At 69.9% G+C, this 15,403-nt stretch carries 18 protein-coding genes; 11 read left to right on the top strand and 7 right to left on the bottom strand.

The window, feature by feature from the left end:
• Window positions 1-163 precede the first annotated feature (163 nt).
• Window positions 164-1,093 carry an RNA polymerase sigma factor SigF gene (locus OOK07_RS17045; RefSeq protein ID WP_266681121.1) on the bottom strand — a complete coding sequence of 310 codons (930 nt, stop codon included), beginning with the start codon at window positions 1,091-1,093 and terminating at the stop codon, window positions 164-166.
• 237 nt (window positions 1,094-1,330) lie between these two features.
• Here OOK07_RS17045 and OOK07_RS17040 point away from each other — a divergent pair, with 237 nt between their 5' ends.
• From OOK07_RS17040 to OOK07_RS17015, 6 genes are all read left to right on the top strand, one after another.
• On the top strand, window positions 1,331-1,708 hold the full coding sequence (locus OOK07_RS17040; protein ID WP_266797250.1) for an STAS domain-containing protein: 378 nt from the start codon (window positions 1,331-1,333) through the stop codon (window positions 1,706-1,708).
• A 232-nt stretch (window positions 1,709-1,940) separates the two neighbouring features.
• A complete protein-coding gene (locus tag OOK07_RS17035) occupies window positions 1,941-2,465 on the top strand; it encodes an ATP-binding protein (protein ID WP_266797248.1) in 525 nt (174 codons plus the stop codon).
• Between the two features lie 407 nt (window positions 2,466-2,872).
• Window positions 2,873-3,580 carry an LPXTG cell wall anchor domain-containing protein gene (locus tag OOK07_RS17030; protein WP_266683566.1) on the top strand — a complete coding sequence of 236 codons (708 nt, stop codon included), beginning with the start codon at window positions 2,873-2,875 and terminating at the stop codon, window positions 3,578-3,580.
• Between the two features lie 29 nt (window positions 3,581-3,609).
• Window positions 3,610-4,437, top strand: coding sequence for a hypothetical protein (locus OOK07_RS17025; protein WP_266797247.1), 828 nt, complete (start codon window positions 3,610-3,612; stop codon window positions 4,435-4,437).
• A complete protein-coding gene (locus tag OOK07_RS17020) occupies window positions 4,434-5,510 on the top strand; it encodes a hypothetical protein (protein WP_266797245.1) in 1,077 nt (358 codons plus the stop codon). The genes OOK07_RS17025 and OOK07_RS17020 overlap by 4 nt, the downstream gene beginning before the upstream one ends.
• Complete coding sequence (locus OOK07_RS17015) at window positions 5,507-6,823, top strand: hypothetical protein (protein ID WP_406311850.1); 1,317 nt, start codon at window positions 5,507-5,509, stop codon at window positions 6,821-6,823. The genes OOK07_RS17020 and OOK07_RS17015 overlap by 4 nt, the downstream gene beginning before the upstream one ends.
• Window positions 6,824-7,031: 208 nt before the next feature.
• Here OOK07_RS17015 and OOK07_RS17010 read toward each other — a convergent pair whose 3' ends face one another.
• Window positions 7,032-7,364 carry a hypothetical protein gene (locus OOK07_RS17010; protein ID WP_266797244.1) on the bottom strand — a complete coding sequence of 111 codons (333 nt, stop codon included), beginning with the start codon at window positions 7,362-7,364 and terminating at the stop codon, window positions 7,032-7,034.
• Entirely contained in the window at window positions 7,361-7,516 is a 156-nt protein-coding gene (locus tag OOK07_RS17005) for a hypothetical protein (protein WP_266797243.1), read from the bottom strand. Before OOK07_RS17005 ends, OOK07_RS17010 begins: the two co-directional genes overlap by 4 nt.
• A gap of 188 nt (window positions 7,517-7,704) precedes the next feature.
• Here OOK07_RS17005 and OOK07_RS17000 point away from each other — a divergent pair, with 188 nt between their 5' ends.
• Together OOK07_RS17000 and OOK07_RS16995 are read left to right on the top strand one after the other, a co-directional pair.
• Window positions 7,705-8,547, top strand: coding sequence for a helix-turn-helix domain-containing protein (locus OOK07_RS17000; RefSeq protein WP_266797241.1), 843 nt, complete (start codon window positions 7,705-7,707; stop codon window positions 8,545-8,547).
• A complete protein-coding gene (locus OOK07_RS16995) occupies window positions 8,529-8,828 on the top strand; it encodes a DUF397 domain-containing protein (protein WP_266797240.1) in 300 nt (99 codons plus the stop codon). The genes OOK07_RS17000 and OOK07_RS16995 overlap by 19 nt, the downstream gene beginning before the upstream one ends.
• A 7-nt stretch (window positions 8,829-8,835) precedes the next feature.
• Here OOK07_RS16995 and OOK07_RS16990 read toward each other — a convergent pair whose 3' ends face one another.
• From OOK07_RS16990 to OOK07_RS16980, 3 genes are all read right to left on the bottom strand, one after another.
• On the bottom strand, window positions 8,836-9,207 hold the full coding sequence (locus OOK07_RS16990) for a PIN domain-containing protein (protein ID WP_266797238.1): 372 nt from the start codon (window positions 9,205-9,207) through the stop codon (window positions 8,836-8,838).
• A complete protein-coding gene (locus OOK07_RS16985; protein ID WP_266681101.1) occupies window positions 9,204-9,467 on the bottom strand; it encodes a hypothetical protein in 264 nt (87 codons plus the stop codon). Before OOK07_RS16985 ends, OOK07_RS16990 begins: the two co-directional genes overlap by 4 nt.
• A gap of 100 nt (window positions 9,468-9,567) precedes the next feature.
• On the bottom strand, window positions 9,568-11,064 hold the full coding sequence (locus OOK07_RS16980; RefSeq protein WP_266797236.1) for an oligopeptide:H+ symporter: 1,497 nt from the start codon (window positions 11,062-11,064) through the stop codon (window positions 9,568-9,570).
• A gap of 296 nt (window positions 11,065-11,360) precedes the next feature.
• Here OOK07_RS16980 and OOK07_RS16975 point away from each other — a divergent pair, with 296 nt between their 5' ends.
• Together OOK07_RS16975 and OOK07_RS16970 are read left to right on the top strand one after the other, a co-directional pair.
• A complete protein-coding gene (locus tag OOK07_RS16975) occupies window positions 11,361-12,038 on the top strand; it encodes a response regulator transcription factor (RefSeq protein ID WP_266681097.1) in 678 nt (225 codons plus the stop codon).
• Between the two features lie 35 nt (window positions 12,039-12,073).
• The gene (locus OOK07_RS16970; protein ID WP_266681095.1) at window positions 12,074-13,351 is read left to right on the top strand and encodes a sensor histidine kinase; all 1,278 of its coding nucleotides are present in this window, start codon (window positions 12,074-12,076) and stop codon (window positions 13,349-13,351) included.
• Window positions 13,352-13,437: 86 nt separating this feature from the next.
• On the opposite strand, the gene OOK07_RS16965 is transcribed toward OOK07_RS16970, so the two are convergent.
• Window positions 13,438-13,944, bottom strand: coding sequence for a GtrA family protein (locus OOK07_RS16965; protein ID WP_266801964.1), 507 nt, complete (start codon window positions 13,942-13,944; stop codon window positions 13,438-13,440).
• A gap of 237 nt (window positions 13,945-14,181) precedes the next feature.
• On the opposite strand from OOK07_RS16965, the gene OOK07_RS16960 reads away from it, so the two are divergent.
• Window positions 14,182-15,321, top strand: a complete 1,140-nt coding sequence (locus tag OOK07_RS16960; protein ID WP_266797234.1) for a 5-(carboxyamino)imidazole ribonucleotide synthase — start codon at window positions 14,182-14,184, stop codon at window positions 15,319-15,321.
• Window positions 15,322-15,403 lie beyond the last annotated feature (82 nt).

Below are 15,403 nucleotides of genomic sequence, written 5' to 3'. Positions count from 1 at the left end.
GGAAAGGGTTTCTGCGGGTAACCCAGTACGCGGCTGAGCACAGCACGCCGGCAGTCCGGACGCGGCTGAGCGCGGCGCGCCCGGCATTCCGGGCGGCGCCGCGCTCAGAAAACGCGTCCCACGAGGGAGGCGTCCCACGAGGGGCTGCCCCACCAGGGAGGTGTCACTCCTCGACCGTCAGTCCCTTGCGCAATCGCACCAGCGTCCGCGACAGCAGCCGCGACACGTGCATCTGCGAGATGCCGAGCTCGTCGCCTATCTCCGACTGGGTCATACCCGCGACGAAGCGCAGCGAGAGGATCTTCCGGTCCCGCGGCGGCAGTTCGGCGATCAGCGGCTTCAGCGACTCCACGTACTCGATGCCTTCGAGCCCGTGGTCCTCGTACCCGATCCGGTCCGCGAGCGCGCCCTCGGCGTCGTCCTCCTCGGGCTGGGCGTCCAGCGACGAGGCGGTGTACGCGTTCGACGCCGCCATGCCCTCGACGACCTCGTCCCTGGAGAGGTCGAGGCGCTCAGCGAGTTCCGCCACGGTGGGCGCCCGGTCGAGCTTCTGGGCCAGCTCGTCGCCGGCCTTGGCCAGGTCGAGCCGGAGCTCCTGCAGCCTGCGCGGCACGCGCACGGACCACGAGGTGTCACGGAAGAAGCGCTTGATCTCACCGACGATGGTTGGCATCGCGAACGTGGGGAACTCCACCCCGCGTGCGAGTTCGAACCGGTCGATGGCCTTGATCAGGCCGATCGTGCCGACCTGGATGATGTCCTCCATCGGCTCGCTGCGCGAGCGGAAGCGGGAGGCGGCGAACTTGACCAGGGCGAGGTTCAGTTCGACGAGCGTGTTCCGCACGTACGAGTACTCGTACGTGCCTTCCTCAAGAGACTCCAGCCGCTCGAAGAGGGTCTTGGACAGCGCTCGGGCGTCCACCGGTCCCACTTCGTCGAACGGGGGGATCTCCGGAAGACCCGCAAGCCCGGCAAGCGCGTCTGGGTCGTCGCTCTCGATGCTCTCGATGGGATCCAGATGTTCCGGAGGGGGAGTCGACGTCGCCTCCTGGGTGTGCGATGCGTCGAGCCGGGGTGACATGATGTCCTCCATCGTTCTCGGCATACGGCTGCCGAAGCCAGTTTGTGCACTGCGGTGTGCGGCGCCTCCAAAGCCGGCCGTGTCGGTTACGTATCTCTACTAGCCCTACCCGCTTTCCTGCACCCACCGCAAGTGCGCTACGTGCGGATATGTCCGTTTGCGGGCGATTGTTCGGGTGTCGGAGAGTGTGAGGAAGGCGTAGTGTTCGAGGGCGTGAGTCAGCAGCCACGACGTCGGGAGATAGACGGCATGGACCGTGGGACGGTCGGCAGCGCACAGTCTGGCCGGCTAATGGTGGAGGTCAGGGAAGAAGGCCTCAGCGCCGTCGTGACCCCGGCGGGTGAGTTGGACCACCACACCGCCGATCTGTTGCGTGAGCCACTTGAGGCATGCCTTGCCAAGGGCTTCAACCGGCTGGTCGTGGACTGCTCACGGCTGGAGTTCTGTGACTCCACCGGACTCAATGTGCTGCTCGGCGCCCGCCTCAAGGCGGAGGCCGCCGGAGGCGGGGTGCACCTCGCGGGGATGCAGCCCCTGGTGGCGCGCGTTTTCGAGATCACCGGGGCGGAAGCGGTCTTCACCGTCCACGACACCCTCGAAGCGGCCCTGGCCGACGAAGCCGGCTGAGTGCGGCGGCCGGCCCCCGAGGCGGTGTCATGCCCCCAGACCCCCTGTGCGGTCCCCTGCGGGACCGGCAATTTCCGGGCGTCCGGCCCTCCGTGCCGAATAGGGGGTGTTCTGCCGGTTCGGTCGGGCAGGAGACACCCTGAACATGTCGGCAGCATGGCGACGGATCCACCGTCGATCCACGTACTGACTCTTACATCGTGAACTGGTGAATCGGTGAGGTGAAGCGCTGATGAGCACCACCCGGCCATACTCGCCGGGCGACCGCGGCCCGAAGCCCAGCGGCGCTTCCGGGGGGTCCGAGGGTGATGCGGCCGAATCGTCGGCTGCGCCCGTGTCGTCCGGGAGCGGCCAGGTCCGCAGGCTGAACTTCGACGGCGAGAGCGGCGTCGTGCCGCTCGCCCGAGATTTCACCCGCCAGGCGTTGTACGCGTGGGAGTGGCTGCCGGCCGCCACCGCCGACCAGCGGGCCGCCGCGGAGGACGTCCTGCTGGTCGTCTCCGAGCTGGTCACCAACGCCTGTCTCCATGCCGAGGGCCCGGACGAGCTGTGGATCTCCTGCGACAGGAAGGTGATCCGCATCGAGGTCTCGGACAAGGGCTCGGGCCAGCCCGCACCCCGTACCCCGCACCGCGCGGGCCGCCCCGGCGGGCACGGCATGTTCATCGTGCAGCGCCTGTGCCTGGACTGGGGCGTGGTACGGACGCCCGGGGCGACGGGCAAGACCGTGTGGGCGGAGCTGGGCGCACCCGCGTAGTCCGCTCTGCCGGGCACCCACGGCTGCCCGCCCTCGTCCGCACGCGCCGACGCGGGCAAGTGGCTCGAACCCGCGCGAGCCGCCACCCGCTGTGAACGAGACCTCGCGCTCCGGAGCGAATCCCCTCCCGGGCGCGGGGAGGACATGCGCCGCCGGCCGGCCGCCGCGGCCCGGCCGGCATCTTCCCGTCGGGCCGGCTCGACCGGGCGGCTCGGGTTACCGATGGTTACCCATTGGCTGCCCCCTCCACGCGAACCCTTTTTCGTGCGCGCCGGATCCCCACAACTCCGGCCCGCACCGTCTCTTCCTTCCTCAAGACCCCGGGCGTACCTTGACGGCCCGATCTGATGTGCCGTCAGGAAGTCGAAGAGGAACTCGACGAGGAACTCGAAGAGGGAGCGGAAACCGTGTCGTACCGGAAACGAACCGCCGCGCTCGCGTCCGCCGCGGCCCTGGCCGGCTCGGCGGTGCTGCTCGCCGCCCCCGCAGCCGAGGCATCGGTCGTCGACGTCAACTACCAGTGCAAGACGCCGATCGGGAACAAGAGCGCCGTCTCGCCCATCGACATCAAGGGCGTCAAGAGCGGCAGCGGCTACAAGCTCACCATGTCGTGGCAGAAGGGCGTCTCCTCCAGCCCGGTCGAACTGGGCAAGGGTGCGATGAGCCCGAGCGCCACCATCAGGCTGGGCGGCGCCGACAGCGGCACCGTGGCCGTCTCCGGGCCGGCGAACCAGGCCGCCATCCCGGCCAACACTCCCATCAAGATCAACGACTTGACGGGCACCTACACGCCGAAGAAGACCGGCAAGGTCACCTTCACCCCGGGCATCCTCACCATCAAGGCGCTCGGCACCACGACCACCTGCACGCCGTCCAACAATCCCGGCCCGGCCCTCACGCTGGACGTGACGGCGGCGAGCGGCGGCTCCTCCGGCGGGACCGGCCAGGGCGGCGGCGCGGCATCCGACAGCGGCTCTGCGGGAGGTTCTTCCCTCCCGCAGACCGGCCCCGACGACTCCGCCATCGCCCTCGGCACGCTCGGCGGCACGGTGCTCCTCGCCGGAGCGGCGGGCGCGCTGTGGATCACGCGGAGGAACCAGCCGGCCCGCCGCTGAACCGCTGCCATCACCGCTGGAGCCGCCGGATGTCGTCCGCCGCCCGTGTTCTGCTCGTGTCCCTGCTGCTGGTGCTGACCGTCGCCCCGTCGGCATCAGCCGCCGACGGCTGGTCCCTGGCGCCCGCCGGCGGCTCACGCCCGTCCTTCTACGCCGAGGGGGCGCCCGGGACGGTTCAGCAGGACACGGTGTCGGTGATCAACCGGAGCGGGCGGGCGGTCACGGTACGGCTGAGCGGCACCGGTGTCCCGGTCGTCTTCGCCGACAGCCGGGTCCGGGTGCCCGCCCGCACCCGGGCGGACGTCCCCTTCACGGTGAGCGGGCGCGACGACCGCACCGGCGCGATCGTCGCCCGTGACCAGGACGGCCGCAGGACCACGGTCCCGGTCCGGCTGCGGGTGGGCGGACCCGCGCTGTCCGCGCTCACCGTCGAGCACGTGGCGGTGCGCGGCGACCGCATCACGTACGACGTGGTCAACCGCGGCACCACGGCCCTCGTGCCGAGCCTCGCCGTGCACGCCGACGGGCTCTTCGGCCCGGTCCTCGACCGCGCCCCGCGCACCCTGCCCGTCCGCCTTCCGCCCGGCCACCGTCTGCGGCTCACCGAGCCCTGGCCCGGCCGTCCCGCCCTGGACTCGGTCGACGTCCGGCTGACCGTGACCGCGGCGGGCGGCGCACACGACTCGGCCGGAGCATCGGCACGGTTCGTGCCGTGGGGCGTGGTGGCGGGGACCGCCGGGACGGTGACGGCAGGCGCCGCGCTGCTTCTCGTACGAGGCCGCAGGCGCCGTACGGGCGATGGCGAGGCGCTCGAATCCCCGCGTACGGAAGCCGAGTTGACGGGAGCGGTGATGTGAACGGCAAGCTGCGGATACCGGCGCTGCTGGCGGTGCTCGCGCTGCTCCTGCTGCCTCTGGCGGGCACGGCCGCGGCGGACGGACCGAGCGTGAGGCTCTCCAAGTCCCAGGCCGGGACCGGTGGTTCGATCACCGTCAGCGGCAGCGGCTGGCGCTCGCACGCCCTGCTGATGATGCTGGTCTGCGGACAGTCCGTGCCGTCCCGGGGCGTGATCGGCGGCACCAACTCCTGCGCCAACGCCGACGGAAGAGCCGTCACCACCGATGCCGGGGGATCCTTCGGCAAGAAGCTGCCCGTCACCGAACCGCCCGTGCCCTGCCCGTGCGTGGTGCACGTGGCGACCGTCGAGGGCGCGAAGGCGCAGGCCGACGCGGTCCTCCAGGTGGCCGGGCACGCGGTCGAACCGCTGCCCGCCGTGGCGTCCGGCGGCCGGCTGTCGGTCCTCACGGACACCCGGCTCGACGGCTCCGGCGGCCTGCTCACCTGGTTCGGCGCTCCGGCCTCGCGCACGCTCGTCTTCACCGTCGGCAACGCGGGCACGACCCCGGTCAGGAACCCCGTCTTCCAGGTCGGCACCTCCCACGGCGTGTTCGCCCCGCAGTGGGACGACCAGCAGTGGCGCGGCACCATCGAGCCCGGCAGGAAGGCACGGATGAAGCTCCCCGTCGAACTCACGGCGGGCGCGCACGGCGACTACACCGTCTCACTCAAGTACGGCGGCAAGGTCCTCGCCGAACAGCCCTGGGGCGTGGGCCGGCCCTGGGGAGTGACCCTGTTCTGGTTCCTGGTCTGCCTGGTGGTGCCCGCCGCGGTGTTCCGCACCGGGATGGCCGTCGTGGACCGGGTACGGCCACGGCGTGCCGGCGGGATCCGGCACCGGGGGCTGCGCCTGCCCGAACTCGCCTTTCACCTACCGAAGTTCGCCGGCCGGGCGGAAGAGGCGCCCGCCACCCCTACGACCCTGCCGTGGTTCACCCCGGACTCCGATCCGGGGACGACCGGCCGGCTCTCCGCACCGCACGACGACAGCCCGACGAGTCCTACGACTCCCACCAGGAAGGGACCCACGTGAGAAAGCGAAGGAGAGTCACACCGGCCGGCACGGGGAGGCCGGTCGCGGCGGCCGCCGTGCTGGTGCTCGGCGGGGCAGGGGCCGTGCTGGGACTGGCCGCCGGGCCCGCGCAGGCCGCGGAGGTGTCGTTCGCGACGCACTGCGTGCCGCCCGCGGGCATCCCTCCCGTCGACGGCACCACGAAGGTCGAGGTCACCGCGCCGGCCACGGCGAAGGTGGGCGACACGGTGAACGTCGTATGGAAGTTCGTCCAGGCCGCCTCAAAGAACCCGGACATCATCGACCTGCCCGCGAACTCGGTCCAGCCGTCCGGCACCCTCAAGGCGGCGGGCGCCCAGACCACCGCCGTCGCGATGCAGGGGACGCGGGAGAACCCGGCCATCCCCAAGGGCGGCGCCATGGTGCTGTCCGACATGAAGGGCACCCTGAAGCTGACGGCGCCGGGCGAGGTGACGCTGACACCGGACGCCTACACCGTCAACGCCATGTCGACGGACACCAAGTGCACGCCCACGCAGACGGTGCAGAAGGCGGCGACCATCGAGGTGGCCGTCGGGGGCACAAGCTCGCCGAGCACGACGCCGGACCCGACGGGCTCGGCCTCGCAGTCGGCCTCGCCGTCCGCGTCGGCCTCCGACACGGCGAGCGCGTCGGCTTCCGCCAGTGACGGCACGGGCAGCGACCAGTCGGACTTCACCGGCAAGGAAGTCGACACTCCCTACACCTGCCAGTCGCCCATCGGCGAGAAGAAGGCGACCTCGCCCATCCAGATCAACGCCAAGAAGAACGGCGGGAGTTTCGACCTCACGGTCCAGTTCAAGAAGTCGGTGATGGACAGCCCGGCCGACATCCCGAAGGGTTCGGTCAAACCGTCGATGGAGGTGGCCCTGGGCGGCGCCGACAAGGGCACGGTGCATGTGGAGGGGCCGACCAACTCCGAGGCCATCAAGTCCGGCGACCCGATCGAGATCCCCGACCTCACCGGCACCTACAAGCCGGGCGCCGACGGCAGGTCGACCCTCTCCCCGGGCGTCCTCACGATCAACGCCCTGGGCACGACGACCACCTGCAAGCCCGACAAGTCCGAGGTCTCCCTGACCCTGGACACGACACAGCAGGCGAGCGGGGCGTCGGGCGGCTCGTCCTCGGCTTCCGGCGGTACGTCGTCCTCGTCGTCGTCGAGCGGCGGCCTGGCGCAGACGGGCGCGAGCGACCACGGCGCCCTGAAGGCCCTGGGCCTGGTGGCAGGCACGGCGGTGCTCCTTGGCGCGGCGGTGTTCACGTTCCTGCCGGGGCGCCGACGGCTGCGGTAGGAGATTCACGGCGGAGGCGAGGGGCGGATTCCGGGCCACCCGGCGTCCCGGAATCCGCCACCCACCGCCCGACGCGCGGTGTCCCCGCGGTCAGGCGGTCGTCCGGACGAAGACCACGACGAGCAGTACGGCCACGCAGAACAGGGTGAGGACCCCGCTCCACAGCGCCTCGTCGGGCGGGGTCCGTCGCCTTCTTCTCACGTTCTCCTCACGTGCCGTGCTCCAGCCGCTGGTGCGTTCGCATCAGTACGTTCGCGTCGCCCACCGCGCTGTAGTCGAACGCCGACCGCGCCGCGGCCCGGCGGGCGGCGAGTTCCGCGCAGGGCTCGCAGCCGGGCACGGGGACGGGCGAACGGCTCACGTCGTACGGGCGCGGGGGCACGGAGGCGGTGTGCACGCCGGTCCGTTCATCCAGCGCGACTCGCAACTCCCGTTCGCAGTCGCCGACTTCGCCGCTGCGGCCCGCGTCCTTCGCGGCCTCCCGCTGGGCCAGCAGCGCCCCGCACACGTCACAGACGTCCGTGGGCGCGGGCGCCGTCACGCCGACCACCGCGCGAGCGCCGTCTCCATCGCCCGCAGGACCGCCTCGCTCGGCCGCGTCCAGCCGCCGGGCGGCGCCCAGTTGGCGGGGGTGCCGTGCGGGCGGGTGCGGCGGGGGAGTCGGGGTCGGGTGGTGAGGGCCGTGGCCGTCATGGGCGTACTCCTTGTTCGCTGGGCATGACCGGTTTGCCTGTGCAGAGGGCACCGGAGGGATTACGGTGCGTGTTCAGGTGGTACGAGCATGCCGCGCCCGGACCGCGAAAACGCCGCTGACGTGGGCAAGTTCCACGCCGGGCGTTCCAAATTCCACAAATTCCACAGCCGGGAAAGGGGGAGGCGAGGTGCCGCAGCGACGTACGGTCACGAGCCGCAGCCAGGAGCCGCGCCAGCGGTTCGCCGAGGAGGTGAAGTCCTTACGGGAGAAGAGCGGGGTGAGCCTGCGGCAGCTGGCGGATCAACTGGGCTGGGACTGGTCGACGTTGGGGAAGCTGGAGCGGGGGCAGACGCTGGGGAGCCCCGAGGTTGCCCAGGCGTTGGACCAGCACTACGGGACCCAGGGGTTTCTGCTGACACTGTGGGAACTGGCGGTTGCGGATCCCACGCAGTTCAAGGAGCAGTACCGGAGGTACATGCTGTTGGAGGCCGAGGCGGTGAGTTTGTGGCACTACTCCGTGAGCGCGCCGCCGGGGCTGCTTCAGACGCCCGGGTACGTGCGTGAGGCGCTCGCGGCGGGTGGCTACAAGGGGGACAAGCTGGACCAGCAAGTCGAGGCACGCCTCGGTCGGCGCAAGCTGCTGGAGGGGGAGGACGCACCCCTGTTCCGCGTCATCCTCTCCGAAGCGGTGTTGCGTACGTCGTTGCGCGATGCGGGGGAGTGGCGGGAGCAGTTGGAGCACCTGGCGGACATGTCGGAGCGCCCCAACATCGCTCTCCACGTGCTGCCGTTCAGCGCCGGTCCCCACGGTCTGATGAGCACGGCCGTGAAGTTCCTACGGCTGTCGGACGGCCGTACCGTGGCTTACGCCGAGAACGACGTACGGGGCGAACTGTTGGAGGAAACAAGCAGGGTTGAACGCTTGCAGCACACATATGATGCGGTACGCGACCTGGCACTGTCCCCGGCCGAGTCGCGGAAGTTCATCCTGCGGATGTTGGAGGAAGTGCCGTGCGAGCCATCGACCTGAGCAACGCGACGTGGCGAAAGAGCAGCTACAGCAACACTGACGGCGGCGACTGCATCGAGGTCTCCGACGACTTCCTCACCGCCGCAGCCTGGCGCAAGAGCAGCTATAGCAACCCCGACGGCGGCAACTGCCTCGAAGTCGCCGACAACTTCCCCGCCCCCTGCGCCCTCGTCCCCGTCCGGGACTCCAAGAACCCCCACGGCCCCGCCCTCATCCTCCCGGCGACCGCCTGGGGGGCCTTCGTCGCCGCCGTACGAATGGACGAACTGCCCGGCGCCTGAGAGGAACTCAGGGCTTGCCGATGTCGACGGCCCACACGCCCGTACCGTCGTAGACAGCGGGCGTGGAGGTCAGTACCTGGCCCTCGACGCCTCCCATGGCCGCCGCGTGAACGGCGTGTCCGTACGTCCACTCCAGGCCGGCAGCCACCGCCTGCTCGACCGAGGCGGCTCCGGCGAAGTCGAGCGGCAGGAACTCCAGGCCGGGTAACGCGCCGACGTGTGCTGCGGCACCCGGGAGTTGAAGGCTCGCGGCCACCAGGCACAGCGCCGGAATGTGTGCGCGCTGGTCGGGATCGTCAACCTCGACGACGGCAAGGCCGGACAGCAGCCGGTGGCCGCGGCAAAGTGCCAGTACGGCCGTGTGGTCCAGGATGATCACCGGCGTTCCCCTACTTGCCCCGCCGCGATCGCCGCACGCCATTCCTGTGCTTCCCGAACGTCGGCCTCGGTGAAGTCCTCGCACAGGTTGGCCTGCACGTAGGCGATCGCGCGAGCCGTGCGCTCCGCGCGCTCCTCCTCCGTCGGGGTAGCGGCGACCACCCGCTCGACGTAGGCGCGCGTGCTCATACCGCGTTCCTCGGCGAGCGTACGCAGGCGATCCCTTATTGAGTCACTGATCTTGATGGTGGTGTCAGCCATGGCGTCAGAATACAGGTGAATACCTGGCTCTGCGGAGAAACCCGGAGGGCCGCCGCACCCAGTGGATGCGGCGGCCCTCCCGTCAAGCCGTGGGTGTACGTCAGTGCACGTCGCCCATGAGTTCCTTGACCTTCTTGCGGTACATCCACACCGCGGCACCGGCGATCACCGCGAGCGCCGCCTGGAGGGTCACGATGCCCGTCTTGTTCAGGTCGACGCCCGCGATGGACAGCAGACCGGTCGTGGCGTCACCGGCGGTGACGGCCAGGAACCAGACACCCATCATCTGGGAGGCGTACTTGGCGGGCGCCATCTTGGTGGTGACCGACAGGCCGACCGGGGAGAGCATCAGCTCACCGACGGTCTGCACGAAGTAGATGCCGACCAGCCACATCGCCGCGGCCTTGTGACCGCCGTCGGCGATCGAGAGCGGGGCGAGGAAGAGGAAGAAGGACGCACCGATCAGGACCAGACCGCCGGTGAACTTCACCGCGGTGCTCGGCTCCTTGCCGCGCCGCGCCAGCGCCAGCCACGCCCAGGCGAAGACCGGCGCGAACGCCATGATCATGACCGGGTTGACCGACTGGTACCAGGAGACCGGGAACTCCCAGCCGAAGACCGTGTTCTTCGCCGAGGCCTCGGCGAACAGCGACACGGTCGAGCCGCCCTGGTCGTAGATCATCCAGAACACGGCGGCGGCGACGAAGAACCAGATGTACGCGCTCATCTTGGACTGCTCGGCGCGGTCCAGTTCCTTGTCCCGCTTGATGCGGGCGATCACGACGACCGGGATGAGCAGACCCGCGATCGTGATCGGGACCAGCACCCAGTTCAGCGTGTAGGCGCCGGAGACGCCGACGATCACGTAGAAGACGGCCGCGACGCCCGCCCACAGGGCGGCCTTGGTCAGCGTGGCCTTCTTCTCGGCGTCCGACAGCGGCGTCGGGACGAGGTCCGAGCGCGCGTCCAGGTGGCGGGTGCCGAGCAGGAACTGCGCCAGACCCAGCGCCATGCCCAGAGCGGCCAGCGCGAAGCCCAGGTGCCAGTTGACGTTCTCACCGACGGTGCCGATGACCAGCGGTGCGGCGAAGGCGCCCAGGTTGATGCCGATGTAGAACAGCGTGAAGCCACCGTCGCGGCGCGGGTCCTGTGGGCCGTCGTAGAGGTGCCCGACCATCGTGGAGATGTTGGCCTTCAGCAGACCGGAACCGATGGCGACCAGACCGAGACCCGCGTAGAAGGTGCCGGCGCTCGGGAGGGCCAGGGTGAGGTGGCCCAGCATGATGACCACGCCGGCGATGGCGACGGTCTTGCGGGGGCCGAGCACACGGTCCGCGAACCAGCCGCCCGGCAGGGTGAGCAGGTACACGAGCGACAGGTACACCGAGTAGATCGCCGTCGCGGCGCCCGCGCTCAGGTGCAGCCCGCCGGGGGCCACCAGGTACAGCGGGAGCAGGGCCTTCATGCCGTAGTAGGAGAAACGCTCCCACATCTCGGTCATGAAGAGGGTGGCCAGGCCGCGAGGGTGGCCGAAGAAGGTCTTCCCGGAAGGGGGGGTGCCCGGGCGAACCGAGTCCTTCGTCAAGCTGGACGCCATGGTCGTTCCTTGCTGGTGGGGGTTTACCGCACACAAATGAGACCTTCAGCGTCAGATGGTCGCCAAAGGTCCTCGAAGTGCTACAGGCGTTGTTTCACCATACGGCAGGACACTGCCGGATATGGAAGGACTTGAGACGCGGATCACAGGTGATCGTGGAACCATACACACCTTTTCCAAGGCCCCCACCGCGATCGCACCGCACAGACACAGGTTCGCCCCGATCCACTCAAAGGTAAGAATCACCCGTGCCGATCACACCCCAGCACGTGTCAAGAGCGGACTACCATCACCTCATGACCCGTGTACTGCTCGCCGAGGACGACGCGTCCATCTCGGAGCCGCTGGCCCGCGCCCTGCGCCGGGAAGGCTACGAGGTCGAGGTGCGCGAGGACGGCCCCACCGCACTCGACGCCGGAATACAGGGCGGCATCGACCTGGTCGTGCTGGACCTCGGTCTGCCCGGCATGGACGGCCTGGAGGTGGCCCGCCGACTGCGTGCCGAAGGGCACACCGTGCCGGTCCTCATCCTCACCGCTCGTGCCGACGAGGTGGACACCGTCGTCGGTCTCGACGCGGGCGCCGACGACTACGTCACCAAGCCCTTCCGGCTCGCCGAACTGCTCGCCCGTGTCCGCGCCCTGCTGCGGCGCGGCGCCGCGGAGCCGGCGCAGCCGCCCGCGACGCACGGAGTGCGAATCGACGTGGAGTCGCACCGCGCGTGGATGGGCGACGAGGAACTCCAGCTGACCGCCAAGGAGTTCGACCTGCTGCGGGTCCTCGTGCGGGACGCCGGACGCGTCGTCACCCGCGACCAGTTGATGCGCGAGGTCTGGGACACCACCTGGTGGTCGTCGACCAAGACCCTCGACATGCACATCTCATGGCTGCGCAAGAAGCTGGGCGACGACGCGGCGAACCCCCGGTACATCGCCACGGTACGAGGCGTGGGTTTCCGCTTCGAGAAGAGCTGAACCCCCACCCGTAGCCCGACCCAGGTACAGAGGACATGCGCCGTCGACTGATCCAGTCCACGCTCGCCGTGGTGCTCGTCGTGATCGCCGTCTTCGGCGTGTCCCTCGTCATCGTCGAGACGCGGACCATCAGCAACAGCGCCCAGGAACGGGTCAGTTCCGAGGCGCAGCGACTGGCCAGCATCGTGGACAGCCGGCTCATCGGGGCGGGAGCCGTCACCGCCGACGTCCTCAAGAAGCAGGTCACGGGGGAGCGGTACGCCGTCATCCGGATCCCGGGGCAGGCCGCCATCGAGCTCGGCACCGAGCCCGAGGGCGACACCATCCGCGGACAGGCCACCGGCGAGGAGGGCGAGCAGGTCCTCGTAGAGGAGCCGCGCTCCACCGTGAGCCGCGAGGTCGGCCGGACGCTGCTGATCATCGGGCTGGTCGCGATGCTCGCCGTGGTGGCCGCCGTCCTGCTGGCGATCCGCCAGGCCAACCGGCTCGCCTCACCGCTCACCGACCTCGCCGAGACGGCCGAGCGGCTGGGCTCCGGCGACCCGCGCCCCCGCCACAAGCGCTACGGCGTCCCGGAGCTGGACCGGGTCGCCGACGTGCTGGACTCCTCCGCCGAGCGCATCGGCCGCATGCTCACCGCCGAACGGCGCCTGGCCGCCGACGCCTCCCATCAGCTGCGCACGCCGCTGACCGCGCTGTCGATGCGGCTGGAGGAGATCACCCTCACCGACGACCCGGACACGGTGAAGGACGAGGCCAACGTCGCCCTCACGCAGGTCGAGCGGCTCACGGACGTGGTGGAACGGCTCCTCACCAACTCCCGCGACCCCCGCACCGGCAACGCCGTCTCCTTCGACCTCGACGAGGTCATCCAGCAGCAGCTCGCGGAGTGGCGGCCCGCCTACCGCAGCTCGGGGCGGGCGATCGTCAGCTCGGGCAAGCGGCATCTGCAGGCGGTCGGCACGCCGGGCGCGGTCGCGCAGGTGCTGGCGGCGCTGATCGAGAACTCGCTGATGCACGGCGGCGGCACGGTGGCGCTGCGTACGCGCGTGACCGGCAACCAGGCCGTCGTCGAGGTGACCGACGAGGGACCCGGCGTGCCCGCGGACCTCGGCGCGCGGATCTTCGAGCGCACCATCAGCGGGCGGAACTCGACGGGCATCGGGCTGGCGGTGGCCCGGGATCTGGCGGAGGCGGACGGCGGACGCCTGGAGATGCTGCAGACGCAGCCGCCGGTGTTCGGACTGTTCCTGTCCCGCACGCCGCCGATGAAGCGCCCGCCGGTCGACGACGAGGAACCGACGGTCCGATAGCCGGGTTCCGACAGGACGAGGAACCGGCGGTCCGACAGCCGGGCTCCGACAGCCGGGCTCGGACAGTCGGGCGGGGTGTGGTCGGCTCAGCTGATGCGCTGCTCGGCCTTGGGCCGCTCGGCCCCGGCCTTCTCCAGGAACGATTCCGCGTCGGCGAGCGCATCCCGGGCCGGCAGGGCCTTGAACACCCAGCTGCGGTAGGACCAGAACCGGAACAGCGTGCCCAGGCCGATGCCGACGACCTTGAAGATGTTGCGCTGCAGTGAGCTGTCCCAGCCGAAGCCGTAGATCGCGGCGTACAGGACGCCGTTCTCGATCACCAGGCCGACCAGGCTGAAGGCCAGGAACAGCGACAGTTCCCTGGTCCGCGCGCTCTTGTCACGGTCCCGGTAGGTGAAGTAGCGGAAGCCCAGGTAGTTGACGCCGATGGCGACGACGGTGGCGATCACGTTGGCGCGCACCGCCTGCAGGCTGGTCAGATGCCACAGCAGGTTGGAGACGCCGAAGTTCACGACGGTGCCGAGAGCACCCACCGCACCGAACTTGGCGATCTCGTGTGCGAGCCTTCGCAGCCCGGAGGAACCCTGGTCCATGGTCCTGAAGGCCCCCATCCGGGTCGGCTGCATCGGCTGCGTCGTCGTAGTCGTCGTATTCGTCAACTCAAGCCATGCTAACCACCCCCCTTCATAAACTCCTGTGGATGAGCTCACAGGTCGGAAACAGGTTGGAAAGAGCAGGGGAAGAGGGGGAAACGTCCGGGAAGAGGCAGGTAAGAGCCCCGGGCAACGGCCGGAAACCTCTCCTGCCGGTGCGGCCGATACCCTGGAGGCGTGACGTTCCCGGTAGTCGGCATGGTCGGCGGAGGCCAGCTCGCTCGTATGACACACGAGTCAGGCATCCCGTTCGGCATCAGGTTCAAGCTCCTCAGTGACACCCCTCAGGATTCCGCGGCGCAGGTCGTCGGCGATGTCGTCATCGGCGACTACCGCGACCTCGACACGCTGCGCGCGTTCGCGAGGGGCTGCGATGTGATCACCTTCGATCACGAACACGTACCCACCGAGCATCTACGGGCCCTGGAGGCGGACGGTATCCCCGTGCGCCCCGGCCCCGACGCGCTCGTGCACGCCCAGGACAAGGGCGTGATGCGCGCGAAGCTCGACGCCCTGGGCATTCCCTGCCCACGGCACCGGATCGTGAGCGATCCGGACGACGTCGCCGCGTTCGCGGCCGACGGCGACGGCTTCCCCGTCGTGCTCAAGACCGTGCGCGGCGGCTACGACGGCAAGGGCGTGTGGGTCGTCGACTCCGCAGAGGAGGCCGCCGACCCGTTCCGCGCCGGCGTCCCGGTCCTCGCCGAGGAGAAGGTCGACTACGTACGGGAGCTGGCGGCGAACGTCGTACGTTCCCCGCACGGCCAGGCCGTCGCCTACCCGGTGGTCGAGTCCCGGCAGGTGAACGGCGTCTGCGACACGGTCATCGCGCCCGCCCCGGACCTGGACGAGTCCCTCGCCCTGCGGGCCGAGGGGATGGCCCTGAACATCGCCAAGGAACTGGACGTCGTCGGCCACCTCGCCGTCGAGCTGTTCCAGACCCGCGACGGCCGCATCCTCGTCAACGAGCTGGCGATGCGCCCGCACAACTCCGGCCACTGGTCGATGGACGGGGCGATCACCTCCCAGTTCGCCAACCACGTCCGCGCGGTCCTCGACCTCCCCCTCGGCGACCCGCGCCCGCGCGCGAAGTGGACGGTCATGGTGAACGTCCTCGGCGGCGACTACCCGGACATGTACTCCGCGTATCTGCACTGCATGGCCCGCGACCCCAGGCTGAAGATCCACATGTACGGCAAGGACGTGAAGCCGGGCCGCAAGGTGGGCCACGTCAACACCTACGGCGAGGACCTGGACGACGTCCTTGAGCGCGCACGGCACGCAGCCGGCTACCTGAGAGGCACGATCACCGAATGACCTCGGCTCCTCCCTTTCGGGAGGGCCTGTCACGGCTCGCGCCATGACGCTTCCTGCTTCATCGCCTGCGGCAACGTTGATG

Origin of the sequence: Streptomyces sp. NBC_00078, from assembly GCF_026343335.1 — a bacterium.
Classification (GTDB): domain Bacteria; phylum Actinomycetota; class Actinomycetes; order Streptomycetales; family Streptomycetaceae; genus Streptomyces.
The sequence above is the reverse complement of the archived record's forward strand: the minus strand, read 5'-3'. Positions and strand labels throughout refer to the sequence as shown.

Coding starts and splice junctions, on each gene's coding strand:
- OOK07_RS17005 (WP_266797243.1), bottom strand. CDS start 7,516: ATGACGGCCACGGCCCTCACCACCCGACCCCGACTCCCCCGCCGCACC.
- OOK07_RS17040 (WP_266797250.1), top strand. CDS start 1,331: ATGGACCGTGGGACGGTCGGCAGCGCACAGTCTGGCCGGCTAATGGTG.
- OOK07_RS16970 (WP_266681095.1), top strand. CDS start 12,074: ATGCGCCGTCGACTGATCCAGTCCACGCTCGCCGTGGTGCTCGTCGTG.
- OOK07_RS17025 (WP_266797247.1), top strand. CDS start 3,610: ATGTCGTCCGCCGCCCGTGTTCTGCTCGTGTCCCTGCTGCTGGTGCTG.
- OOK07_RS16985 (WP_266681101.1), bottom strand. CDS start 9,467: ATGGCTGACACCACCATCAAGATCAGTGACTCAATAAGGGATCGCCTG.
- OOK07_RS17045 (WP_266681121.1), bottom strand. CDS start 1,093: ATGGAGGACATCATGTCACCCCGGCTCGACGCATCGCACACCCAGGAG.
- OOK07_RS17035 (WP_266797248.1), top strand. CDS start 1,941: ATGAGCACCACCCGGCCATACTCGCCGGGCGACCGCGGCCCGAAGCCC.
- OOK07_RS16975 (WP_266681097.1), top strand. CDS start 11,361: ATGACCCGTGTACTGCTCGCCGAGGACGACGCGTCCATCTCGGAGCCG.
- OOK07_RS16965 (WP_266801964.1), bottom strand. CDS start 13,944: ATGGACCAGGGTTCCTCCGGGCTGCGAAGGCTCGCACACGAGATCGCC.
- OOK07_RS16980 (WP_266797236.1), bottom strand. CDS start 11,064: ATGGCGTCCAGCTTGACGAAGGACTCGGTTCGCCCGGGCACCCCCCCT.